Here is a 25,433-nt window from a genome sequence, read left to right as displayed (position 1 = left end):
TGCCAAGTCGCTTAAAAATCTGGAAATTTTCCAGACAAAAGGTTCGAATTTTGTGCCATCATGACCACGAAAAGGTACCAGGGAAAACATTTTCCCTGGTACCTTTTTCTTTTTACAACATATAGACATTCACTTTTCCTCGCTTATTCCTCTCAACAACGCAGACAAAACCCTCTTTACATTTCATTTACAACTAATTACAAAAAAAATATTTCAAAATATTTGCGTAGTTAAATAACTACACATATATTTGTAGCCAAATAACTTCATAATGAATTTAAGACGAGATGTATTTCAGGCCATAGCCGATCCGACGAGAAGAGCTATTTTACTTTTGGTGACTTCACATTCGATGACAGCCGGTGCGATAGCATCAAACTTTGACACAGCAAGACCTACTGTTTCAAAACATTTAAAAATTCTAACCGAATGTGAATTACTACAGCAAACACAAAACGGCAGGGAAGTACATTATACTATAAATGCAGAAAGAATGAGGGAAGTTGCCGAATTCATTGAACCTTTCATAAAAATGTGGGACGACAGATTCAACAAGCTCGAAGACATCATGAAAAACTATAAACCAGAAAACTAAACCAATATGGAACTAAAAACAAAAATAAGTGCCGAAGACGGAAAACAGGAGCTCATCATTACAAGAGACTTTGATTTACCCGTTTCCTTACTTTTCAAAGCTTATATAGAGCCTGGAATTGTCGAACAATGGATGGGAACTAAAGTGTTAAAACTGGAAAACAAAAAACATGGCGGATATCAATTTGAAACGAGTGATGCAAAAGGAAATGTAGTGCTACAGATAAACGGTACGATCCACGAGTATATTCCCAACCAAAAAATCACCAGAACATTTGAAATGGAAAATTCACCGTTTGCAGTGCAATTGGAGTTTCTGGAATTTGAAGCACTCACAGAAAACACCAGTAAACTAACCATGCAAGTTGTTTATAAATCGAATGCTTTAAGGGACCAAATGATGCAGCTTCCTTTTAAACAAGGTATCAATATGGCACACAATAGACTTCAGGAAATAGCAAATAAATTAAAATAAAATATCATGACAAAGAGAAACAAAATTATATACTGGGTTGCCACACTTTGGCTGGCATTAGGAATGACAGCAACCGGAATAGTGCAAATATTGCAAATAAAAGAAGAAGAAGTAGATATGATGGCACATTTAGGCTATCCTCTTTATTTTCTGGTTCTATTAGGCGTTTGGAAATTGTTAGGCGTTATTGCAATACTAATTCCGAAATTTCCATTACTGAAAGAATGGGCATATGCGGGTTTTTTCTTCGCAATGTCTGGTGCCATTTTATCGCACTTTGCCAAAGGCGACGCAGCCATCGCTTATTTTGGTCCAACTTTATTACTTGTTTTGACTGTTCTTTCGTGGTATTTTAGACCTGCAGACAGAAAAACTATTTCAGTGTAACCTATAAAACAAACAGCATGAATCCGAAAGTTGATTTTTATTTTAGCAAAGCCGGTAAATGGCAGGAAGAATTAGAACAATTAAGAATGATTGCACTTGATTGTCAATTGACCGAAGAGTTAAAATGGGGCACTCCTTGTTATACACACCAAAAAAAGAATATCGTTTTAATACATGATTTTAAAGAGTATTGTGCCTTTTTATTTTTTAAAGGCGCTTTATTAAAAGATACTGAAGGAATTCTGATTCAACAATCGGAGAATGTTCAGGCCGCACGTCAAATTAGATTTACCAGCCTTAAAGAAATTGTCGAGTTAAAAAGCGTTTTGAAAACCTATATATACGAAGCTATTGAAATAGAAAAAGCAGGCTTAAAAGTTGAATTAAAAAAAACTTCCGAATTTCCGGTTTCTGATGAATTTCAAAAGAAATTAGATGAAGATTCGAAACTAAAAAAAGCTTTCGAAGCACTAACTCCCGGTCGTCAAAAAGCTTATCTGCTAAATTTTTCCCAACCAAAACAAGCTAAAACACGAGAGTCAAGAGTTGAAAAAGCGATTCCGCAAATTCTTGACGGAAAAGGATTAAACGATTAATTATCTTTACGGTACAAAACTTAATCAAAATGAAGGCAAAAGAAATAGTTGCACAACTTGAAGCATTAGGCGACGAAAAAATGCGTACGCAAAACAAAAAGCGTGGCGCAGGAGATAATCAGTTTGGTGTTAAAATGGGTGATATTCGAGCCATAGCCAAAAAGATAAAAACCAATCATGAACTAGCGCTTGAGCTTTGGGATACAGGAAATGTGGAAGCCCGTTTTTTAGCTGCCTTAATTATAGATCCAAAAAAGCTTTCAAATGACGACATTGCCAAAATAGTTTCTTCAGAAAAATTCACTCATATTGCCGATTGGTTTTATTCGTATGTCATAAAAGAATATCCGGACAAGGAAACACTACGACAAAAATGGATGCATACATCAGATGTCATGCATGCTCGTGCTGCCTGGAGCCTTACAAGCGGATGTGTAACCCGTAATCCTGAATTAGTTGACATACCGGCTCTTCTTGATCGAATAGAAAACGAAATGTCAAAAGCAGCGCCCGAAGTACAATGGACAATGAATAGCACATTGGCACAAATCGGAATTAATCATCCTGAATATCGTGAGCGCGCTCTTAGTATTGGAGAGAAATTAGGTATTTACCGTGATTACCCGACTTCAAAAGGTTGTACCTCCCCTTTTGCGCCAATCTGGATTAACGAAATGGTTCGCAGACAACAATAAACAAATAAAAATATCATGAGCAAAAATAAATTATCACCGGAACATCAGGAAGAAATCATCAGCATCTTAAAAACGCGTTTTGAAAAAAATAAAACACGTCATGCCGATATTGAATGGAATAAAGTACAAGAGAAATTGCAAGCCAATCCGGAAAAACTCTGGTCACTTCTTGAAATGGAAAAAACCGACGGCGAACCAGATGTTGTTGGTTATGATAAAAACACAAACGAATACATCTTTTACGATTGCGTGGCCGAAAGTCCAAAAGGGCGCAGAAGCCTTTGTTATGATCGTAAAGCTCTGGATTCAAGAAAAGAACATAAGCCTAAAAACAGCGCCATTGATATGGCTGATGAAATGGGCATTGAAATCCTGACCGAAGAACAATACAGAGCATTACAGGAATTAGGAGATTTTGACACCAAAACATCAAGCTGGATCGCCACAACTCCGGATGTTCGTAAATTGGGCGGCGCTTTATTTTCTGATTTCCGTTATGGCAGAACTTTCGTGTATCATAATGGTGCCGAATCTTATTATGCAGCAAGAGGTTTTCGTGGTTGTTTGAAGGTTTAGAATTATTAGGAGCTAATCCAGCCATCCACTGTATCTTTTATGTCCGCCGCGGCGGACATAAAAGGATGTCGTTCCTGTCTGGGTTAGGGCACTCATTTTCAGAAGAAGCCTCTAATTTTTAATTCAAAAAAATTAATTAAATTTAATTACGATTATTTCACGAAAGAATTTCTCTTACAAAATAAAACTTTCATAAATTCGTTTCAGAATAAATTAACCTACTAACTAATCCCAAATTGGTTTATGAAACGATTATTACTCTTATCATTTATTATGATCAACTGCTCAACATGGGCACAATCTGCAACGGCTTATTTTGACAAAGCCATGAAAAAAGCTGAAGCCGGCAACACAAAAGGCGCCATCGCTGATTACACAAAAGCCATCGGCATGAATTCACAGTTTGTTGAAGCCTACCAAAACAGAGGTGTAGCAAAATTCAAACTCAACGATTTAAAAGGAGCGCTCGCTGATTTTAGCAAAACAATCGAATTAAATGACATGAATGCAGATGCTTACACCGGAAGAGCAAATGTAAATTATAAATTAATGAACTTTAAAGAAGCCATTGCAGATTGCACTTCATCTCTCGACTTAAACCCAAAAGATTATATCGCTTACAACTTAAGAGGTTTGGCTTATAACAAAATTGGAGACAAAAAGAACTGTTGCAAAGACTTCTCTAAAGCTATTGAATTGGGCAGTCAAAGTGCCATAAAAAACAAAGCAACATTTTGTAGATAAAACAAAAAAAGCTCATAATATTAAAAAGCAATCTGTAAAAAACACTTTTACAGATTGCTTTTCTGTTTAAAACCAAAAACTATTTTTCATATAAAAGATATCCTTACATTTGCCGCAAAACTAACCATGAATGGCACTTCTTAAAAAAGCAAATAACCAAATACAAACCGATAAAAATTCAGGATTCGGAACCAATGCAAACAGCTACGGTGGTAGATTTGTAAATAAAAACGGAACTCCAAATATCGAAAAAAAAGGAATGAATATCCTGCGCCGTATCAGTTGGTATCATACCATGATCGACATGCCCAATTGGAAATTCATGCTTATTTTATTTACGTTCTATATTGCTATCAATTTTGTTTTTGCACTACTTTATTACGGAATCGGAATTGAACATCTTGACGGAATTGAACAATCACAAAGTGTACTTACACAATTTGGTCAAGCCTATTTTTTTAGCGCCCAAACCTTTACAACAGTAGGTTACGGACATATTAGTCCAAGCGGTTTTTTAACCAGTGCATTATCCGCCGCAGAAGCCCTGATTGGTTTATTAAGTTTTGCCATTGCAACAGGTTTGTTCTTTGGAAGATTCAGCAAACCTACCGCTTTTTTAAAATTCTCTCATAATGCGTTAATTTCTCCATACGGTGAAGGTAAAGGATTAATGATTCGTCTTGTACCTTTTAAAAATACCAATTTTACAGATGCAAAAGCAAAAGTAACACTCGGAATGAGCATCGAAGAAAATGGTGAGAGAACAAACAAATTCTATACTTTAGATTTAGAATTGGACAGAATCAACGCATTATCATTAAGCTGGACATTAGTGCATCCAATAACAGAAAATAGTCCATTGTATAATTTTACCCAAGAAGATTTTAAAAGAATTCATGGCGAAATTTTAGTTTTCATCACAACCTTCGACGACATGTACAGCAATACTGTCGCAGCCAGAACATCTTACACTTTTAATGAGATTATTTATGGCGCAAAATTCGTTACAATGTACAACAGAAGTAAGGATAACTCTAAAACAGTTCTCTATTTGGACAAATTAAATCAGTATGATACTACAAACTTTTAATAATCTATCATTTTGATCAGGTTTTAAATGTAATCTCAGATTTTATTCTATTTTTGTTCATCCAAAATAGTAATAATGATAAACAACATAAAGACCGTTTTTAGCATAAAAGACCTTGAAAATTTATCAGGAATAAAAGCGCATACCATTCGTATTTGGGAAAAAAGATATAACATTCTTGAACCCATGAGAACTGATACCAATATCAGACTTTATAATGTACAAAATTTACAGAAACTTCTAAACATAACTCTATTACACGAATACGGTTATAAAATATCTAAAATTGCTACTTATCCAGAAGAGAAAATTCCGCAACTAGTTCGTGAAATTATTTCAAAAAAGAACTCTCAAAATTACGCCATTACGTCATTTAAGATGGCGATGATGAATTTTGATCAGGAGTTATTCTTTACCACATTTGACTGGCTTATTTCAGAGAAAACTTTTAGTGAAGTTTTTAAAGACCATTTTCTTCCCTTATTAAAAGAATTAGGATTATTGTGGCAGTCCGAAACCATCACTCCGGCCAATGAACATTTCATGAGTCATTTGATTAAACAAAAGATTTTGATTTATACGGAAAGTCTTCAAATATTAAAACCTACCAAAACCGATCGTGTATTTGTTCTTTCATTACCTCTCAATGAAATTCATCAAATTGGATTATTATACATACAGTATGAAATACTGATGAAAGGGTATAAAACCATTTATCTTGGTGAAAGCATGCCAATTGAAAATTTACAGGATCTAACCAAATATTTTGAGAACATTACGTTTGTCTCTTTTATGACTGTTCAGCCGGAACGCAGCATAATTAATCAATATGTAAAATCAATGGGGCAAAAGTTATTAGCAAAAAACAACGAAATCTGGCTTATGGGGAACATGGTCGAGCACATTGACGAAACAGTTTTACCTGAAAGAATAAAACTTTTTTATAGTATGGAGGAGACTCTCGAAAGAATATAATTCATTTTGTTTAAAGTTTTTGTACATTTGTTAAACAAATGAAAAAAACTATCACAATAATAGGTTCAGGCTTCTCCTCTTTAGCCGCTTCATGTTACCTGTCACAGCAAGGAAACCAGGTAACTATTTATGAAAAAAACGAATTTATTGGCGGAAGAGCCAGACAATTTAAAAAAGATGGTTTTACCTTTGATATGGGGCCAAGTTGGTACTGGATGCCCGATGTTTTTGAACGTTTCTTTTCTGATTTCAACAAAAAAACCTCTGATTATTATGAGCTCATCAAACTAAATCCGGCTTATAGGGTTTATTTTGGTGCAAATGATTTCATCAATATTTATGATAATCTCGAAGAAATAAAAATCACTTTTGAGAAAATTGAAAAAGGAAGCGGTAAAAAATTGGAAACCTTTATCAAACAGGCCAAAAGCAATTATGATATTGCAATTAAAGATTTGGTTTATCGCCCTGGTATTTCTCCATTAGAATTAATCACTCCACAAACTGCATTAAAACTAAATCAGTTTTTTGGCAATGTAAGTGCTGATATCCGAAAGAAATTTAAAAATCAGAAGCTAATTCAGATCCTCGAATTTCCAGTTCTATTTCTGGGTGCTAAACCATCTAATACGCCTTCTTTTTATAATTTTATGAATTATGCCGATTTCGGCTTAGGAACCTGGCATCCGAAAACCGGAATGTTTGATGTGATTCGTGGAATCGAGAAACTAGCAATTGAACTGGGAGTTACGATTGAAACCAATTCATCTATTGAAAAAATTATAGTTGAAAACAAAACTGCAACCGGAATCATAATTAACGGAAAGACAATAAAAGCCGACATCATTTTAAGCGGTGCCGATTATCAGCATACTGAAACCTTACTCGATGAAACGCATCGCAGTTATTCAGAAAAATATTGGGAAAGTCGTGTTTTTGCACCTTCATCTCTTTTGTTTTTCGTTGGCTTCAATAAAAAAATAGAGAACATTACACATCACGCTTTGTTTTTTGATGTGGATTTCAACCAACACGCAGCCGATATTTACGATGAACCGAAATGGCCTGACGAACCTTTATTTTACGCCAATTTCCCATCGAAAACAGATAAAACCGCAGCGCCGGAAGGAATGGAAAGCGCATTTTTTCTTATTCCGCTTGCGCCGGAAATTAAAGATACGGAAGAACTTCGCGAAGAATATTTCGAAAAGATAATCGCTCGTTTTGAGCAACTTACCCAACAAGAAATTAGAAATAATATTATTTTTAAAAGATCCTTTTGCAAAAACGACTTTGTAACAGATTATAACGCATATAAAGGAAATGCTTACGGAATGGCCAACACACTTTTACAAACTGCTTTTTTAAGGCCGAAACTAAAAAGCAAAAAAGTTCGTAATTTATATTTTACAGGACAACTAACTGTTCCTGGTCCGGGAGTTCCGCCTGCCTTAATTTCTGGAAAATTAGTAGCTGAGTTAATTCAAAAATCTCTAAGATCGTAAAAAGATGAAAACACTATTTGATACCGTTTCTATAAAATGCAGTAAATTGGTCACCCAAAGCTACAGCACTTCTTTTTCGCTTGCAGTAAAAATGCTTTCTCCAAGTATACGGGATGGCATTTACAGCATTTATGGTTTTGTACGTTTTGCCGACGAAATCGTCGATTCTTTTCACGATTACGACAAAGAAAACCTCATCAATGATTTTGAAAAAGAATATTACAAAGCCATGGAAATAGGAATCAGCCTCAACCCTATTCTCAACTCTTTTCAGCATACGATAAAACAATATAATATCACTGACGATTTAGTTCAGGACTTTTTAAAAAGTATGAAACTTGATCTCGTAAAATCGACCTATAATACTCAAACAGAATACGAAGATTACATTTACGGTTCTGCTGATGTTGTAGGCTTAATGTGTTTAAAGGTTTTTGTTAAAGGAAATAATCAAAAATACGATCAGCTTAAAAGTGAAGCAATGCGTCTGGGATCTGCTTTTCAGAAAGTAAATTTTTTACGCGATTTAAAAGAGGATAATTTAGTTTTAAACCGAAACTATTTTCCGGGAGTTGACTTAAAATCTTTTGATGAAAATGTTAAAACGACCATCATCAAAGAAATCGAAGAAGATTTTAAAATTGCCTATCAGGGAATTGTAAAACTTCCAATCGAAGCAAAATTTGGCGTCTATACTGCTTACATTTATTATAAAAAACTACTTAAGAAACTAAAAAACACACCTTATTATGAAATTGGAAATTCGAGGATCAGGGTTTCAAATTACACAAAAGCGGGACTTTTAGCCCAATCTTTTGTAACTTACAAACTAAAACTAGTCTGATAATTTATAGAGTTAATCTTTTATATTTTTAAGCTAAATTTTCACTCATTTAAATTGCAACTTTAATATTTCAACAAATACAAAAATGATTTCTTTCTTAATCTTTTTCGGTGTTTTTCTGTTCATGGAATGTGTTACCTGGCTTACACACAAATATGTGATGCACGGATTAATGTGGTATTTTCACGCAGATCATCACCAACCTAAATACGAACATGCTTTTGAGCGCAACGACATTTTCTTTGTCATTTTTGCCATTCCGAGTATTGTCCTTTTTTATTTTGGCGTTCAGGGCGAATTCAATTATTTGTTTTTCATTGCCTGTGGCGTAACATTATATGGCATTTGCTATTTTTTAATTCATGATGTTTTGATTCATCAGCGCTTTAAATGGTTTAAAAACACCAAAAACAAATACCTCATCGGGTTACGAAAAGCGCATAAAATTCACCATAAACATTTGGGGAAAGAAGAAGGAGAATGTTTCGGAATGTTATTTGTTCCTTTTAAATATTATAAAATGTAAGTGATTTATGAAAGTATACAAAATAGAAACCGTTCAACATGTAAATGCCAGCGTTGAAGAATGCTGGGATTTCTTTTCAAGCCCAAAAAATCTTCACACAATCACACTCGATAATATGAGTTTTGAAATTCAGGATTTTGACGGTAAACGAATGTATCCCGGACAAATTATTACGTATACTTTAAAACCTCTTTTAGGAATTAAAATCAATTGGGTTACGATCATTACAGTTTGCAAAGAAAATAGATATTTCATAGACGAACAGCGTTTTGGACCTTATGCTTTATGGCATCACAAACACTTTTTTGAAGCTACAGAAGATGGAACAAAAATGGTTGATATCGTACATTATGCCTTACCGTTAGGATATTTAGGCAGAATAATGAATAGGCTGGTTGTAAAAAGCAAACTGAAAACCATTTTTGATTATCGCCATAATAAAATTGAAGAATTGTTTAATTCAAAAGTATATTAAAAAAATATTTTTTGCCACAGATCAACACAGATTAGAAATCCTTTATAAATCTTCGAAATCTGTGGCAAAAAACCTCAACGCAGAATTTTAAATAATGGCAAAACAAAAAGTCACCCTTTTCTGGTTTAGACGCGATTTGCGCTTAGAAGACAATACCGGATTATTTCACGCTTTACAATCAGATTTTCCCGTAATTCCGCTATTTATTTTTGATGATGATATTCTAGAGAATCTTCCTAAAAATGATGCCAGAGTAAGTTTTATTTATGACTCGCTTCAAAAAATAAATGAACAGCTTCATACGATTGATTCTTCGATTTTAATCAAAAAAGGAAAAACTATTGAAGTTTGGAAATCACTTTTAGATGAATATGATATTCAACAAGTTTTCTTCAACAAAGATTATGAACCTTTTGCGATAAATAGAGATTTAGCGATTTCATCACTTTTAAAAGATAATAATATAGAATCCCTTTTCTTTAAAGATCATGTCATTTTTGAAGAAAAAGAAATCACAAAAGCAGACGGACTTCCCTATACCATTTACACGCCGTATAAAAACAAATGGCTGGAAAAATACCATCTTTCAGGTGGCTTATCAGAATATGATTCAGAATCACTCCTTAGTAATTTTGCTGCAAATCAATTTCCATTTCCGGAATTAACAGCAATCGGTTTTGAAAAGAGTACAATAAAAGTGCTTCCTCATAACTTAACACAAATTACCAATTACAAAGAAACCAGAGATTTCCCTGCTTTAGACAGCACTTCTTATCTTTCACCTCATTTACGTTTTGGAACTGTAAGTATTCGAAAATTGGTGAATTGGGCCAATCGAAAAAATCAAACATTTTTAAGCGAATTGATTTGGAGGGAATTTTTTATTCAGATCCTTTTCAGTTTTCCGAATGTTGTGAATCACAATTTTAAATCAGCTTACGATGGCATTCAGTGGAGGAATAATGAAGATGACTTTAAACGCTGGTGTTCCGGAACCACTGGTTACCCAATGGTTGATGCCGGAATGAGACAACTTAATGAAACCGGCTATATGCACAATCGCGTTCGTATGGTTGTAGCCAGTTTTTTATGCAAGCATTTGCTCATTAACTGGCAATGGGGTGAAGCTTATTTTGCAGAAAAATTATTAGATTTTGAATTGGCTTCGAACGTTGGAAACTGGCAATGGGCCGCCGGAACAGGCTGTGACGCCGCACCCTATTTCAGAGTCTTTAATCCCGAAATTCAACAAAAGAAATTTGATGAAAAAGGAATCTACATTCGAAAATGGATTCCTGAATTTGATTTGGGTTACAACGAACCAATGATTGATCACGCTTTTGCGAGGGACAGAGCGATTGTAACTTATAAGAAGGGAATCATTAAATAAATTCCAAATTTTAAATTCCAAATTCCAAGTATTAGTATTAGTATTGTTTCGTTACAATTGGAATTTGGAATTTTTATATTGGAATTTTCCAGTCTAGTATTTCAAATAATTCGTCACCACAATTTTCGCTTTCAAATCAAACATTAAATTGTACAAACCAAAGAAAGTTCGATTCATGTAAATAAAGTGCTTAGAACCGCGATTTCCGTTCATTTTTTTGAGGTTGGTATCGTTTGAGAAACGTTCACCTAATTTGGCAATGCTTTCGAAAAAAGTTTCATCGGCAAAATCGAAAGTTTCATTTTGAAATGGTTTTGTGAAAAGTGACAGCAAATCATGAAACATATCTGTAAAATACTCAATTTCTGAAGGGGAATCGTCTGGACGAAGAATTTCCAATTCGAATAATTTCTGATTAAAAAGCGTTTGATCTGTAATTACATTTTTATTAATTAATTCAAAATAAGGCTCGTAAAACTCATTCGGAATTTGTTTCATACAACCAAAATCCAATGCAATTAATTGATTTTGATCATCCACTAAAAAATTTCCGGGATGCGGATCAGCATGGACTTTTCGCAAAACATGAATCTGGTACATATAAAAATCCCAAAGTGCCTGACCTATTTTATCGCCAACTTCACGATCTGTATTCTTGGCCGTAAATTCAGAAAGATGAATTCCGGTCATCCAGTCCATCGTGATGATTTTCTCTGATGAAAACTCAGGATAATAATTCGGAAAAATTATATTTTCAATTTTACTGCAGGCTTTAACTACTTCCTGACTTTGTTTTAATTCTAATAAATAATTGGTTTCTTCTATCAATTTATCTTCAACTTCCTTAAAATATTTATCCGAATCTTTTCCCTGTAGATTAAACATTCTGATTGCGATGGGTTTTACCAAAGCCAAATCTGAAGAAATACTATTAGCAACTCCCGGATATTGAATTTTAACCGCTAATTTTTTATCGTTTTTCTTTGCCAAATGCACTTGTCCAATACTAGCTGCATTTACTGAGTTAGCATTGAATTCATCAAAAATCTCATAAGGTGTTTTTCCGAAATTCGTTTTAAATGTCTTTAAAACCAACGGAGCCGAAAGTGGTGGAACAGAAAATTGTGATAATGAGAATTTCTCGACATAGGCCTGAGGCAAAAAGTTTTTGTCCATGCTTAGCATCTGGGCTACTTTTAGTGCGCTGCCTTTCAGGCTTTTTAATCCATCGTAAATATCTTCGGCATTATTTTCATTGAGTTTATCACGTGTCAAATCAGAATTCACCATTTTTTCAGCATAATGCTTTATGTAGTTCACTCCTACTTTTGCACCGGTTTGCACCAATTTGCTGGCTCTTTCTATTTTTGATGTTGGTATATAATCGATTGTTTTCATTGTTTGCTGTATATTTTTTCTTTGAATAGAAATTTTCCAAAATCTATCAAATGATTTAGTGGCGCAACATTCATTAATTCAAATGAAGCATTAACTGATTTTTCGATAAAAATATCTGTTTTCTCAAAAGCTGCAGATTCATCATCCATCCAGAATTTTATCGTCATCATTAATTGTAACCAAGCTGACTCCTGAATTCCTTTTTCCTGGAATTTTTGAAATTTCTCCTGCTCAAGTCTGTAATCGTCTGTCAGGATTTCAGAAACATACTCTTTAAACGATTCACGAAGAGAGGTCAGTTGCACTAAATTTTTCAATGGATTTCTGTCGAGTTTCAACGATTGTAAAACATAACTTCTGTTGGCTGTCAAAACCTCGAAGAAAGTGAAATAAAAACTCAACATTTTATTCTTCATATCGTATTCCTGATAATCTGAATTTTTATGAAGTACATCAATTGTATTGACTAAAAAGAGTCTGAAAATTTCTTTTTCTAAACCTTCCAACGTTCCAAAAAAGGCATAAAATTCCGCTTCTGTAAAATCATTTTCTTTTGTAAAATGATAAACTGATTTTGGTTTTTGTCCCTTTTCTAAAACTTCACTCATGTACATTGAAACAATATCTTCTTTGCTGATTATCTTCTTTTTAGTGGCCATCTCATTTAAATTTAGAATTTGTCCTAAAGGTAAGCAATGTTTAAGTATCTTTACTTATGCTTAAACAGGATGCACTGTTAAATATATTATAATATCATGGCTAAAAATGTTTTACTAACCGGAGGAACTGGATTTATTGGTAAACATCTTACAGATGTACTTATTGACAGTGGTTTTTCTGTATCTATTTTAAGCCGTTATCCAAGAAAAAATACGCCATCTATTACTTACTATAAATGGAATTTAAAAGATAATTTTATTGAGAAAGAAGCCATACTGAATGCGGATTATATTATTCATTTGGCTGGTGAAGGAATTGTAGAAAAACGTTGGACTAAAAAACGTAAAAAAGCAATTTTAGAAAGCCGTATTAAACCTATCGAACTTATCTTTTCTATTTTAAAGGAAAACAATAAAACTTTGGACGCTTTTATTTCAGCCTCTGCCGTTGGAATTTATGGGGCTAATACAAGTCAGGAAATTTGCACCGAAAACACACCTCCGGCAAATGACTTTTTAGGAACAACCTGCCAAAAATGGGAAAATACTGCCGATCAAATTACTTTATTGGGAATAAGGACAGTCAAAATAAGGACAGGAATTGTTTTGGGAAAAGATGAAGGCTTTCTCAAAAAAATAACGCCAAGTTTTAAAGCCGGATTTGGTGCCATTTTAGGTTCCGGAAAACAATATTTACCATGGATTCATGTAGAAGATTTATCTCAGATTTATTTGAAAGCATTAGTTGATGCTGAAATGCAGGGTGCGTACAATGCCACTATTACCGACAATACAACAAATGCAACCCTTTCAAGAATTCTGGCGCATTTGTACGGATATAGCATTTGGCTTCCAAATATACCGCCGTTTTTAATCAAACTTGGATTAGGTGAAATGAGCATTGCTGTTTTAGAAGGGCAAAGAGTTTCTTCTGAAAAAATACAAAAAGCAGGTTTTGAATTTCAATATACAGATATTGAAGCAACACTCTCTACCAGCTTGTCCTGATTTTATTTCAAGGTCACCAGGAAAGCATCTTCGTTTCGTATCACACCAATTAAATCAGTATTGGCCGTTTGTGAAATTTTCTCGGCTATTCTATTAGGGATTTGAATATTAAAATCAGAAAACGCAATTGGAAAATCAGAATGAATCTGGATTCCCTCATTTACTTTTTTTAAAAAAGCTTTCACTTCAATTTCTCTCGATTTTCCGCGAACGGTCAATTTACCCTTTATCGTATATTCTTTTTCAATTTCATTAATATCTTTCAAATCAAATTTGGCAATTTTACCTTTAAAAACCGCTTTAGGATAGCGATTACTTTCCATATAATTGTCGTTAAAATGTTCTTGCATCAAGTCCAGTTTAAAACGAAAATCTTTGACAATAACAGTGCAGATGAAAACGCTTGTTTTAGGTTCCAAAACAATCGCAACAGATCTATTTACAGCTTTTATTTCCTCAAATAAAGGCACAGAAGCTTCAAAATTCACAGTTCCGGTAGTGGTTGTAAATTTTTCCTGAGCAAATAAAGAAAATGCTGAAAAAAGCAGGATTAATAATGTAGTTCTTTTCATAATCGTCAGCAATTAAACAATTATGTCATTCGGTTTTTTTAGTAGGATTAACTAAAAAAGGAATCAGATTTTATAAAAATCGAATGGCAATACTCCGTGAAAATATAGTAACTTATCTATACACTTAAAGTTACGAAATTTTCAAGCTACTAATTGCCGAATTATGCTAAATATTTGTGAAATGTTTTATTGAGGTAAAATGTGAAATGTTGTTTGTGAAATGCTTTTCTAAACTATTCCATTTCAGTACAAATCTCTATTAAAAAGCCATCCAGATCCCTAACATAAGCCACAATTTGTCCCCATGGTTTTGCAGTTGGCTCTTTTACCAGCACCGCTCCAAAAGAAGTCGCTTTTTGTACCAACTCCAGAACATCGTCTGTAATAAAACCAATTTCAAATGCAAAAGGTTTATTGTCTAAGTTACTTTCAACAAAACCATCTTTTAGGTTCTGAGCAGCCAGGTTTTTCGAGGCAAATGAAAGTGTCGTTTCGCCTGTGATTAATTCACCATAATCATGTTCCGGAGTTATGAATTTTCTTGAAAAACCAAATACATTTTCATAAAACACAATTGACTCTTCTACATTTTCTACATATAAAATTGTATATCTAAATTTTACCATTTGACCTGATTTAATTGAATTCTTTATTCCTAACTAATTTCTAAAAGTACATTATATTTATCTAAACTTGCTAAATCCTCAATCGAATTTACATTGGTAATTTTAGCATGTTCTTCAACTTCTTTTCGTACCTCAATATGTTTAACTGCTTTTCTAAAACGACGAACCTCTTCTAAATTAGATAAAATAAGTCCGGGAACGGCGACACTTTTTCCTTCCTTGTCTTTGGCCACCATTGTAAAATAAGAAGAATTACAATGTTTAACAGCTCCTGTCTGGATATTTTCTGCTTCAACACGAATCCCGACAACCATCGAGCTTCTTCCAACGTAATTCACCGAAGCTTTCATGGTAACGAGTTCTCCAACTTCAATAGGTTTCAAAAAGTTTACTGTATCAACAGAGGCCGTTACGCAATAATTCCCGCAAAATTTCGAGGCCGAAGCAAAAGCAATTTGATCCAGTAATTGTAAAATATATCCCCCGTGAATTTTACCGCTGAAATTGGTGTGCGATGGCAACATTAATTCGGATATACTTATTTTCGATGAAGAAACGGGTTTGAAATCTGCAGTCATATAAATTGTGGTATTATTAAGTAGGTAAATATTTTAGTTTAGTAATTGATTTTCATCTGTATTTGAGGCTCTTGCAATAATGTTTTCCGGAAGCGCCTTTTTTGCCTTTGCTCCCATTTTCTTTAATTTTTCGACACTCGAAATTAAGTTTCCTTTTCCGTCTACCAATTTATTCATGGCACTGTCGTATTCATTTTTGGTGTCTTTTATTTTGTTTCCAATTCTAACCAAATCGGCAACAAAACCTTCAAATTTATCGTATAAAGCTCCGGCTTGTCTGGCAATTTCAAAAGCGTTTTCCTGCTGTTTCTGGTTTGCCCACATACTATCGATAGTTCTTAAGGTCGCCAATAAGGTACTTGGCGTTACAATCACAATATTTCGATCAAATGCTTTATTGTATAAAGCTGAATCTTCATTTAATGCAATAGCAAAAGCCGGTTCTATCGGAATAAAAAGCAAAACAAAATCAGGGCTTTCAATTTGATACAAATCATGGTAATTTTTATTTCCGAGTTGTTCTACGTGTCTTTTAATAGAATTGACGTGCTCTTTTAAATAATCAATTTTAAGAATTTCAGATTCCTCATTGATCCATTTTTCGTAGGCTACCAAAGAAACTTTAGAGTCTACAATCATTTTTTTGCCGTCGGGCAAATTGATTACAACATCAGGAAAAACGCGAGTTCCTTCGTTATTTGTAAAACTTTGCTGTACTTCATATTCACGTCCTTTTTCTAAACCTGATTTTTCTAAAACACGTTCTAATACCAACTCTCCCCAATTTCCCTGCATTTTACTGTCTCCTTTTAATGCCTTAGTCAGGTTTAACGTTTCTTTACTCATTTGGGCATTCATTTCACTTAATCCCACAATCTGCTGACGCAAAGCCGCGTGATAATCGATGCTTTCTTTGTGTGTTTGTTCTACTTTTTGCTCAAATCCATGAATCTTATCCTGCAATGGTAACAAGATATTTTTCATGTTCTCGCTGTTCTGTTCCGTAAATTTAGCCGACTTTTCTTCAAGGATTTTATTCGCCAAATTTTCAAATTCTTTAGTAAACTTTTCCTGAAGTTCTGTAATCTCCGCTTTTTGTTCTTTATGTCTTTCCCATAAATTTTCAAAATCTACTTCCTTTTTAGAAAGCTGGATAGCCAAACTATCTTTTTCAGTTCTGATACTTTCTTTTTCTACATTATTTGATTGTAGTACTTTTTCAAAATTTCTTTTTTCATTTTCAAATTGCTCTTTCTGCAATTGCAATTGATTGATATTAGCATTTAGTCTTTCCTCTAAACTTACCTTTTCTGATTGAAATTTGGCCGAAAACAGCATTCTTCCTAAGTAAATACCCAGCAACAAAGCCACAACAAAAGCCACAACAAAAGCCAATAAAAAGGGAAGAAAATCAAACATAACTAAGTTCTTTTTTACGTAAAAGTACGCAATAATACGTAGTGCTTAATTTTTAAAACTAAAATTTCACGAATTATTGTCCATCTCAAATTAAATAAACATTCTCAAAAAAATATAAAAAAATATTTCTGCACGCAACCATTTAAAAAAAACACATCTACTAAATATAACCTATTAAAATATTACCCAATGAAAAAATTAATGTTAAGCTTGTTTATAGCTTTTGGATTTAGTGCTTGCTCTCTTAGTAATGATGACATGAATAATGTAGATTGTGGAGTAAACACAGAAGTAGCTTTTACAGGATTTCCACTTTTATGCAATTACGCTGTCAAAAGTTTACCTACTAACCCTGCTGCCATCGTAGTAAACTCAACTGAAAGAATGGAGTACTACTTTACAAAACACGAAAATACTTGTACTGTTGCAAGTGACCCTAATATCGATTTTACTCAAAAATTCTTAGTGGGAATTTTTGCCGGAGCAAAACCTACAAGTGGTTATGCTATAAAAATTACAAGTATTGTAGAAAATAATTGTCAAATTGTAATTAATTTTTACGAAAAAAGTCCACAGAATGGCGAAACTTTATCATCTGCACCTACTTATCCATCAGATTTTATTTTGATCCCTAAAACGTCAAAACCGATTGTTTTTAACAGAACAACAGAGAGCTCTGACAACATCGTAATTGGAAGTTTTAACAGTAAATGTATAGGTACAGATTGTCAAAAATTCTTCCAGCTAAACAATTACAATATTCAAAAATTTCAAAATGTAGTAGCAGGTAATTATGATTTTAGCCAATATAAATACAGTACTACTACAAAAAGAGACGAGTACACTACGTTTTCGAAAAGCATACCAACTGAAATTTTAAACTTAAAAGGACAAACTAAAACATACGGAACGCCGGACTCAGCTGATCAGGGCGGAATCTATTTTGAGTTTACTCAGGGAGCTGTTGTTACCAAAATTTATATCGACAACGCCGACACAGCAGATCAAAGCACAGAGGTTAAACTTTTCAAAAAAACTATCCAGGATAAAATCACCAGTTTAAAATAATTAAGATTATGAAAAAACATTTTCTATTTTTTATTGTATTTGGCCTTTTCACTGCAGCATATTCATTAGAGACGAAAGGTTATGCCGGTTCTATTATAAACACCTGGATTTGGGAAAAATCAATTGGAGGATCAAGTAATCCTTATACAGCAACACCAAAGACCAGTGGTTTCAACAAGAAAATTGTTTTTACCCCTGAAGGGAGAGTTATCACTTATAAAAATGATGTAGAAATTAGAAACAGTGCCTACCAAATAGAAAAAGGCATTGGCTTTTTTGACCATTCAGAGCATGACCTGATTACTTTTGAAGGCAAAACTTATATCATAGAAAACCTTGATAATCAAAACTTAACAATCGTTAGCAATAACCAGGATGCTACTCGTAGTATTTATAAAAGGTAGTTTTTTAAGTTAATAAAAACTATTTTTACAGAACCAAATTTAACCATTTTTGAAAGACGATTTAGAAAAATATATCAGGCAATGCATGCAAAATGACAGGGAAGGACAACTGAAAATATATCAGTTGTTCTCTCCTGTCTTGTATGGTATTTGCCTAAAATATATGAAAAACGAAGACGATGCGAAGGATGTTTTCCAGGAAGCATTTGTTATTGTTTTTCAGAAAATTGGTCAGTACAAATTTGAAGGGAGCTTTGAAGGCTGGTTAAAACGTATTTTCATAAATAAGCTTATCGAAACTTTAAACAAGAAGAAAAAAGAAAGTTTCTTTTTGGATGTTTTTGATCCTGACACCGATTTTACTGAAGAGGAAGAATTAGATACAATTCCGATAGAGCAAGAAAAATTACTGGAATATATTCGGGATTTACCTGATCAATACCGGACTGTCTTTAACTTGTATGTTTTTGAAAAGATGAAACACAAAGACATAGCCGAGTTACTAAAAATTTCAGAAGGAACATCAAAATCAAATTTAAACAGAGCGAAGGGCATTTTGCAGAAAAGGATTTTGAGCTTAAAAAAAAATTTTAAAATAGCATGAAAAAGCAGAATATAGAAGATATTTTTTCATCAATGGAAAACTTTTCAAGTGTTCCACCCCCTGAATTGTGGGCAAACATTGAGGAAAAACTTGACAAACCAAAAAAGAAAAAGAGAGCTATTCTTTGGTGGTCAGCAGCGGCATGCCTGTTATTAGGCTTGTTACTGCCTTCTGTTTTATATTTTAGCTCAAACAACGGAATCAAAACTATAAATAATGGTGCCCGAGGAAACAATAGTGTTGTTATCGATGAGCACAAAAAAAACAGTAACAATACAAAAACAATAGCTACAGAAAAGGATATCGAAAATAAGTCAGGAATTGTACAAAGTTCTTCTATAGAAAGCTCAAAAAACAGCTCTGGTAATTCTGAAGGAAATCAAACAACAGAAACTGCAGTAGCCCATGCTGATTCTAAAAATAAAAGCAATCCTGGTTCTTCAGATGCAAATCTAAATTCAAAAAAAAGAAATACAAATCAAACTGTAGCTGAACAAACAGCTGTTTCAGAAAAAGGAAATCAATTCAATTCACTTTCGAAAAATAAAAATTTAAATGCTGAAAAAAGAAATGGAAATCAGACTGTAGCTGAGAAAACTTTTAGAACCGGAAATCAAAATCAGTTCAATTCTTTTTCAAAAAATAAAAACTTAAACGCTGAGAAAAGAAACGGAAATCAGGCTGTAGCCGAAAAAACGTTTACTACCGGAAATCAAAATCAGCTCAATTCTTTTTCGAAGAATCAAAACATAATCCCTGAAAAAAGAAATGGAAATCAGGCTGTAGCCGAGAAAACGTTTACTACCGGAAATCAAAATCAGTTCAATTCTTTTTCAAAAAATCAAAACTTAAACGCTGAGAAAAGAAATGGAAATCAGGCTGTAACCGAGAAAACTTTTAAGACCACAAAACAAAGTCAATTTAATTCTTTTTCAAAGGATCAGGTGCCAGGTTCTATTTTTGAAAATCAATTGAATTCAAATCCTGCAGCTATTGCTTTAGGAAATTCAAATTCAGTTTTCAACAATAAAGAAAAAGTAATAGCTGACCGCAAAAAAGAAGCTACAACAACAACTGTTAAAACAGAAAAAGCCATTGCCGATAATGCTCCCAAAAGCAATTCTAAATTCAGCAATGTTTTGAGTAAACAAGATTCTGTTCAGTTGGCAGAACTTCAAAATTTAGAAAAAGGTATAACTCCTGAAGAGAAAAAAGGAAGAGAAAAAGATCCTAAAACGGCATCAAAAGCTGAAAAATGGGCTCTTGAAGTTTTTGCAGGAATTGCCAATTCTGAAAATTATAAAAATGACAAAACTTTAGGCAACGTAAACGACTCGAAACAAAGTAGTACTTACGGTGTTAAAACTAAATATAAAATCAATAAAAAATGGGCAGTTGGTTCTGGTTTTAAAATCAATGAATTAGGTCAGAGTGTGGCTAATGTCTCTTATATAAAAACTGCCGACAATGCTTTTTTAACTACTGGTGATTATTTTATGAAAAACCCAACAGTTCCTCAAATTGCAAGTAATGATAGTTATGTATTAGTTTCAAACAGCACTAAAAATGCCGTAAGCAGTAGTAATGTACAAAGTGGAAATTTAGATCAAAGTTTACGATATGTTGAGATGCCTTTAGAAGTTTCGTATGCTGTTTTTTCTAAAAACAAAGCTTCTATCAGTTTGAATACAGGTGGTTTTATTGGTAAATTAATATCTAACAATGTTGCAATAGATGGAAATTCATTAGGTAAAAATGTAAACGCAAATGATTTTGTATACGGCTCAACGTTAAGTAGTACAGTGCAATACCGGGTTTACAAAAAAACAAATGTTTTTGTTGAACCTGCAATGAATTATTATGTAAATCCATTAAACAGTCAATCATTTAACCAATTTCAATGGGGAGTAAATTTCGGACTAAATGTTTCATTTTAAATAAAAAAAACCATATATTTAACACCCAAAAACCTACGTAACCCCTAAACCTACTATAATTTTGAAAACAAGCTTAAAAGCGAGTCTTCTCAAAATGATCGTAAAAAACCATTGGACAAATCACAAATCTATCCCCAAAGATTTGCTTTTAGCCAAAGAACTGGTTTATGATTGTTTTGATTTTGACTGTTCGCAACCGCAGCAGGAAAGCGAAAGCATTGATTACAGTGCTTATCGTTTCTATCTCAATGAGAAATTTATTTGCTACAGAGAAGCCAAAATTACCCCAACAAAAACTGGCCAATTTGTTACTTTGTGGAAACGAAGCAGATTAGGAACAATTGAACCTTTTGATTCAACTGATTTAATCGATTTTGTTTTTATCAGCGTTCGAAAAGATGATCTTTTTGGGCAGTTTATTTTTCCTAAAAATGTGTTACTTGAAAAAGGAATCTTTTCGACAGCAACCAGCGAAGGAAAAAGAGCTGTAAGAGTTTACCCGCCTTGGGATGAAACAAACAACAAACAAGCTAAAAAAACTCAGAATTGGCAGTTGAAATATTTCTTTGAAATAACTCCTGAACCGGATTTTGATACTTTTAGAGAATTAGTTAATTAGTATAAAAAATGGCTGTCTATTACTGGACAGCCATTTTTACTTAAATGTATTTCTGTTTATTTTTTTATGATTTTATTGCTATAAATAACGTTATTGTTTTCACTTAAGGTATAAACATAAATTCCGGATCTAAGATTGCCTAATTGAATTACAGCATCGTTTTTTTCCTGAGTTCCTTTAATTTCAATTGGATTTCCAACTAAATGTCCTGAAATATCATAAAGTCGTAATTTTAAAATTTTATCCTCTTTCATTTTTACTGTCACATTTACAACATCAGTTGCAGGATTAGGATAGGCTTGTACAAAATATCCATTATTTGTTCCGAAATCAATTGTAGACAAAACATCTTTTTTCAATTCAAAACGGGCAATTACAGGACCATGATCTGAAGTTGTATTGGTATAGTTGGTAATATCATTACGCGGATCATAAACAGCAATTGAATTCGGAATATATTGATCTGTCAATTCATTAGAAATAACAATATGATCCAAAAATCCATTTGAACTCAAAAAGCTATAGGCACCAGCCTTGCTAATCTCTAAAGTAAGTGTATTATAACGGTTTTTATCTTCAACTATTTTTTGATATGACGAAGGATTTCCTGCAATAACAGATGCTTTGACATCATCATTAAAATCTCCCAAAATCATAAAATTAGCATTTGGAAACTCAACATCCAGACTGTCTTTCAATAATTCAGCATCGTATTTACGCATATTATATCTGGAAATATCTGATCCGCTATTGGCGCGTGCGTGAAGATCAATCAGATTAATCTCTTTTTTAATTCCTCCAATATTGGTTTCTATTTTAACTAAGTAAGGCAAACGTCCTGATGAGAAAAAACTAGAACTTGTGTTAACCGTAGAAGTCGTTCCTGGATAATTTGGTAACGTTTTTGTTCCTGCACGAACTTCATCATATAATTTCTTAAACATAACACGCGTACTTTTTACTGTAGTAGTTTGAGTGTTATAAAGAACCACTAATTTTTGGGGAGGAAAATTAGGATCAGCAGCATTAAACGAATACGACCATGATGTTGAAATTGATTTATCAAATGTTTTTCCGTTGATATTAATTTTCTGAATCAAAATATCTAAAGACGGATCATCTGAAACTTCCTGAACAACATAAACATCGGCATTTAATTTGTTCATCACTTTAGCAACATTTTCAATTTGTAAAGTGTCATCTGTTGGACCGAATTCAACATTATCTGTACCTTTTACATCAGTACCAAAAAACTCCAGATTGTAGGTTACAATATCAAAAGTATCCGCTTTTAGCAATGAAGATCCTGTTAAAGATCCTATTTGTTTATTTAGACCGGTACCGGTAACCGTTAAAGTGCCAGATATAGTCAAAGTTCTTATAGAAGGCGTAAATCGAACATAAACTGTTTTTCCAGCCATTGCATCAGCTGAACTTATTAAAACATCTGACTGGAATGAAGTATTATCCAAAGACAATTGGTAATCTGCCGGAGCTTTTAATGTAATGTCATTGTAACCCTCTGCTTTGAAAACAAAAGACTGACTTGCTGATATTGTATTAATACTAACTTCTCCAAAATCTAAAATAGGATTTGCTGCCACAAAACCCGCTTCATTTGTTATAGCAACATCGTCTAATGACCATTCTTCCGCATTATTTGCTCCTCCGGCTGTAGTTACATAAACCCACGCCACATAAGTATTGTTCGTTTTGTACGGTCCTAAATTTATAAATTGCGATTGTTTATAAGTACCAGTAATAGTTGGGAAATCCCCTGGTATTTCTGTCCACGTTGCTGTTTCCGGATTGCTTTTACCATCATAATTAACAGAAACCATTAATTTCAAATCAGAACCTACGTAAAACTTGCGGGAGTAAAAAGATAATAATGGAATTTGACTAAAATTATCCAAACGCAATCTTGGTGAAATCAGCCAATCTTTGCTTGCACCACTATCAGAATACCCGTTAACAAGTATTGCCCCGGTTCCCGAATTGACGTTTCGCGCCACTGTTGTACTCGTCCACTCATTTGCAGTCCCAGCTACGTTATACTGTGTCCATCCACTATTGGTTAGAACGGCCGGATCATTAAAACCCTGCAAATACGGATTAATTCCTGTTCCTGAAAGAGTAACTATTTTGCTTGTCGCTCCCGTTGATTCGTGTGTTATCTGTCCGGACAAATTACCCGTAGCAGTTGGTGTAAAACGAACATAAACAGTTTGTGCTGCATTTAAAGCAAAATCAGCTATGGCGTATGTTAAAGAAGTTCCAAACGCAGTATTATCTTTAGAAATAGTAAAATTTCCTGTAGCAGTAACTGTAACGTTAGCCGAAAGATTAACTGCCTGAATTTGATAGCTTCCACTTTCTGAAGTAAAGCCTGTTTCTGAAAACCCTAAATCTAAAGAAGCAACAGTGGTTGTTACAGATGGAACTATTGCGGCGGCAGTTGTAGCATCAACTTTTACAACAGTTGTCTGAACGTTACCATATGGATCTTCTGAAATAGAAAAAACAGAATAAGCAGTACTAATTGAAAGTCCGGTAAAACTTTTTAGATATACCTGAGTTGGATCTATAATATCAAAAAAACCGGATTGTAAAGCCGGAGCGTTATTAGCATCCTGACCCGCTTTTACTTGAACTACACTTGGAGTCGCACTTCCGCCAGGCAGTAAAACATAGTAAGTTTTTCCGATTTCATCTAATTTATTGGAAAAATCGAAACTGTTTGATAAAATATTATCTGCTTTTGGATAGCCCGCAACGCTTACTGGAGCAACTATATCACTTTTTATATCTATATTGTCTATTGCAAACGATGGTCTTGAACCTGATCCGGAAACTTGTCTTGAAATCCATCTTATTTGAACTTCAGGCTGATTGTTGCATTCAGCAGGTAACGTAATCTTAAAAGTTTTTAAATTTTGAGGAGTGGTAACAGCCGTTATTTGTGAAACTTCATTGTTAGAATATAAGGTTGTCGGTAATGTAGTAAAAGAAGCTGTATTACCAATCCTATATTGCAGGACCATTTCATTAATACGATTAGACGAAGTTCCGCTTATTACTGTTCCGTAAGGATTACGAAGTGTCATCGCATCATATTGAACCTGAATCGCTTTTTGATTTGTAGCATCAAAAGCAAATCCAATTGTCAAATCAAGATTACTATTATTTAAAAAACCAATTTTTCCATCATAATTATGAAAATTGCCACTACTAGTAGACGCTGTGCTATTTGCTATCAAAGGTCTATCTGCTATTAAAGTAGCATTTGTATTAAAAGCTGATCCTGGCGATATACTTGCGGTCCAGCCTTGAAAACCATCCGGATATGCTGTATCAACAACTCCTAATCCATTAAAATTTTGTGCATAAGGCAATGTTTGTTTTGTTGGAAATGTCTGAGCAAAGACAGACACCGAGCAATAAAAAAAACTTAAAAAAGCCATTAAATGGCGAACTGAGTAGATCTTTTTCATAGGTTAAGACATAGAAATTTAGATGTTAAAGTTATCGCCTTTAAAGTTAAGATAATATTGTCAAAACTTAAATTAATTGTAAGATTTTTAAATCATGTATAAAACGTAAAAACTTATCTATTCATAAAACCTGACAAAAAAAGCTGCCTGAAATTCAGGCAGCTTTCATTTTATT

General features: G+C 33.6%; 27 protein-coding genes. 20 read left to right on the top strand and 7 right to left on the bottom strand.

All coding sequences use genetic code 11. The features are described from left to right. Positions 1–271: 271 nt before the first annotated feature. The 14 genes from IHE43_RS07325 (at position 272) to IHE43_RS07260 (ending at position 10,872) form a co-directional block, all read left to right on the top strand. Complete coding sequence (locus IHE43_RS07325; protein ID WP_072974366.1) at positions 272–595, top strand: helix-turn-helix transcriptional regulator; 324 nt, start codon at positions 272–274, stop codon at positions 593–595. A gap of 6 nt (positions 596–601) precedes the next feature. Then, positions 602–1,069 carry an SRPBCC domain-containing protein gene (locus IHE43_RS07320; RefSeq protein ID WP_192187329.1) on the top strand — a complete coding sequence of 156 codons (468 nt, stop codon included), beginning with the start codon at positions 602–604 and terminating at the stop codon, positions 1,067–1,069. Between the two features lie 6 nt (positions 1,070–1,075). Then, complete coding sequence (locus IHE43_RS07315; RefSeq protein ID WP_192187328.1) at positions 1,076–1,456, top strand: DoxX family protein; 381 nt, start codon at positions 1,076–1,078, stop codon at positions 1,454–1,456. Between the two features lie 17 nt (positions 1,457–1,473). After that, complete coding sequence (locus IHE43_RS07310) at positions 1,474–2,052, top strand: YdeI family protein (RefSeq protein WP_192187327.1); 579 nt, start codon at positions 1,474–1,476, stop codon at positions 2,050–2,052. A 29-nt stretch (positions 2,053–2,081) separates the two neighbouring features. After that, on the top strand, positions 2,082–2,747 hold the full coding sequence (locus IHE43_RS07305; protein ID WP_192187326.1) for a DNA alkylation repair protein: 666 nt from the start codon (positions 2,082–2,084) through the stop codon (positions 2,745–2,747). A gap of 15 nt (positions 2,748–2,762) precedes the next feature. Then, a complete protein-coding gene (locus tag IHE43_RS07300; RefSeq protein WP_192187325.1) occupies positions 2,763–3,323 on the top strand; it encodes a DUF4256 domain-containing protein in 561 nt (186 codons plus the stop codon). 243 nt (positions 3,324–3,566) lie between these two features. Continuing rightward, positions 3,567–4,067: a tetratricopeptide repeat protein gene (locus IHE43_RS07295; protein ID WP_225585436.1), complete on the top strand. Its 501-nt coding sequence runs from the start codon at positions 3,567–3,569 to the stop codon at positions 4,065–4,067. Positions 4,068–4,197: 130 nt separating this feature from the next. After that, positions 4,198–5,157, top strand: a complete 960-nt coding sequence (locus IHE43_RS07290; protein WP_192187324.1) for an ion channel — start codon at positions 4,198–4,200, stop codon at positions 5,155–5,157. 75 nt (positions 5,158–5,232) lie between these two features. After that, positions 5,233–6,132, top strand: a complete 900-nt coding sequence (locus IHE43_RS07285) for a MerR family transcriptional regulator (RefSeq protein WP_192187323.1) — start codon at positions 5,233–5,235, stop codon at positions 6,130–6,132. A gap of 38 nt (positions 6,133–6,170) precedes the next feature. Further along, positions 6,171–7,637 (top strand): NAD(P)/FAD-dependent oxidoreductase, encoded by a 1,467-nt coding sequence (locus IHE43_RS07280; protein WP_192187322.1) that lies wholly within the window; start codon positions 6,171–6,173, stop codon positions 7,635–7,637. Between the two features lie 4 nt (positions 7,638–7,641). Continuing rightward, positions 7,642–8,481: a phytoene/squalene synthase family protein gene (locus tag IHE43_RS07275; RefSeq protein WP_192187321.1), complete on the top strand. Its 840-nt coding sequence runs from the start codon at positions 7,642–7,644 to the stop codon at positions 8,479–8,481. A gap of 85 nt (positions 8,482–8,566) precedes the next feature. Next, complete coding sequence (locus tag IHE43_RS07270; protein ID WP_192187320.1) at positions 8,567–9,007, top strand: sterol desaturase family protein; 441 nt, start codon at positions 8,567–8,569, stop codon at positions 9,005–9,007. A 7-nt stretch (positions 9,008–9,014) separates the two neighbouring features. Further along, positions 9,015–9,482: an SRPBCC family protein gene (locus IHE43_RS07265; RefSeq protein WP_192187319.1), complete on the top strand. Its 468-nt coding sequence runs from the start codon at positions 9,015–9,017 to the stop codon at positions 9,480–9,482. A gap of 94 nt (positions 9,483–9,576) precedes the next feature. After that, the gene (locus IHE43_RS07260) at positions 9,577–10,872 is read left to right on the top strand and encodes a deoxyribodipyrimidine photo-lyase (RefSeq protein ID WP_192187318.1); all 1,296 of its coding nucleotides are present in this window, start codon (positions 9,577–9,579) and stop codon (positions 10,870–10,872) included. Positions 10,873–10,965: 93 nt separating this feature from the next. Here the strand turns inward: IHE43_RS07260 and IHE43_RS07255 are convergent, their stop codons facing one another. Together IHE43_RS07255 and IHE43_RS07250 are read right to left on the bottom strand one after the other, a co-directional pair. Beyond that, a complete protein-coding gene (locus tag IHE43_RS07255) occupies positions 10,966–12,270 on the bottom strand; it encodes an AarF/ABC1/UbiB kinase family protein (RefSeq protein WP_192187317.1) in 1,305 nt (434 codons plus the stop codon). Beyond that, positions 12,267–12,929 (bottom strand): TetR family transcriptional regulator C-terminal domain-containing protein, encoded by a 663-nt coding sequence (locus tag IHE43_RS07250; protein ID WP_192187316.1) that lies wholly within the window; start codon positions 12,927–12,929, stop codon positions 12,267–12,269. The genes IHE43_RS07255 and IHE43_RS07250 overlap by 4 nt, the downstream gene beginning before the upstream one ends. Before the next feature lie 96 nt (positions 12,930–13,025). On the opposite strand from IHE43_RS07250, the gene IHE43_RS07245 reads away from it, so the two are divergent. After that, positions 13,026–13,937 (top strand): TIGR01777 family oxidoreductase, encoded by a 912-nt coding sequence (locus tag IHE43_RS07245; RefSeq protein ID WP_192187315.1) that lies wholly within the window; start codon positions 13,026–13,028, stop codon positions 13,935–13,937. Positions 13,938–13,939: 2 nt separating this feature from the next. On the opposite strand, the gene IHE43_RS07240 is transcribed toward IHE43_RS07245, so the two are convergent. From IHE43_RS07240 to rmuC, 4 genes are all read right to left on the bottom strand, one after another. After that, positions 13,940–14,509 (bottom strand): YceI family protein, encoded by a 570-nt coding sequence (locus IHE43_RS07240; protein WP_192187314.1) that lies wholly within the window; start codon positions 14,507–14,509, stop codon positions 13,940–13,942. A gap of 233 nt (positions 14,510–14,742) precedes the next feature. Continuing rightward, positions 14,743–15,135: a VOC family protein gene (locus IHE43_RS07235; RefSeq protein ID WP_192187313.1), complete on the bottom strand. Its 393-nt coding sequence runs from the start codon at positions 15,133–15,135 to the stop codon at positions 14,743–14,745. A 29-nt stretch (positions 15,136–15,164) separates the two neighbouring features. Next, positions 15,165–15,713 carry an acyl-CoA thioesterase gene (locus tag IHE43_RS07230; protein WP_192187312.1) on the bottom strand — a complete coding sequence of 183 codons (549 nt, stop codon included), beginning with the start codon at positions 15,711–15,713 and terminating at the stop codon, positions 15,165–15,167. Between the two features lie 33 nt (positions 15,714–15,746). Further along, the gene (gene rmuC / locus IHE43_RS07225; protein ID WP_192187311.1) at positions 15,747–17,132 is read right to left on the bottom strand and encodes a DNA recombination protein RmuC; all 1,386 of its coding nucleotides are present in this window, start codon (positions 17,130–17,132) and stop codon (positions 15,747–15,749) included. A gap of 189 nt (positions 17,133–17,321) precedes the next feature. On the opposite strand from rmuC, the gene IHE43_RS07220 reads away from it, so the two are divergent. From IHE43_RS07220 to IHE43_RS07200, 5 genes are all read left to right on the top strand, one after another. Beyond that, positions 17,322–18,200 (top strand): protease complex subunit PrcB family protein, encoded by an 879-nt coding sequence (locus IHE43_RS07220; RefSeq protein ID WP_192187310.1) that lies wholly within the window; start codon positions 17,322–17,324, stop codon positions 18,198–18,200. 8 nt (positions 18,201–18,208) lie between these two features. After that, entirely contained in the window at positions 18,209–18,604 is a 396-nt protein-coding gene (locus IHE43_RS07215; RefSeq protein WP_192187309.1) for a hypothetical protein, read from the top strand. A 49-nt stretch (positions 18,605–18,653) separates the two neighbouring features. Further along, a complete protein-coding gene (locus tag IHE43_RS07210; protein ID WP_192187308.1) occupies positions 18,654–19,208 on the top strand; it encodes an RNA polymerase sigma factor in 555 nt (184 codons plus the stop codon). Beyond that, positions 19,205–21,145 carry a hypothetical protein gene (locus tag IHE43_RS07205; protein WP_192187307.1) on the top strand — a complete coding sequence of 647 codons (1,941 nt, stop codon included), beginning with the start codon at positions 19,205–19,207 and terminating at the stop codon, positions 21,143–21,145. The genes IHE43_RS07210 and IHE43_RS07205 overlap by 4 nt, the downstream gene beginning before the upstream one ends. A gap of 61 nt (positions 21,146–21,206) precedes the next feature. After that, positions 21,207–21,764, top strand: a complete 558-nt coding sequence (locus IHE43_RS07200) for a MepB family protein (RefSeq protein ID WP_370526705.1) — start codon at positions 21,207–21,209, stop codon at positions 21,762–21,764. A 56-nt stretch (positions 21,765–21,820) separates the two neighbouring features. Here IHE43_RS07200 and IHE43_RS07195 read toward each other — a convergent pair whose 3' ends face one another. Then, positions 21,821–25,258, bottom strand: a complete 3,438-nt coding sequence (locus IHE43_RS07195) for a T9SS-dependent choice-of-anchor J family protein (RefSeq protein ID WP_192187306.1) — start codon at positions 25,256–25,258, stop codon at positions 21,821–21,823. Between the last annotated feature and the right edge of the window lie 175 nt (positions 25,259–25,433).

Origin of the sequence: Flavobacterium sp. MDT1-60 (assembly GCF_014844035.1) — a bacterium.
In the GTDB taxonomy this organism is placed as follows: domain Bacteria; phylum Bacteroidota; class Bacteroidia; order Flavobacteriales; family Flavobacteriaceae; genus Flavobacterium.
Note: the sequence above shows the minus strand (reverse complement) of the source record. Positions and strands in the feature narration are given on the sequence as shown.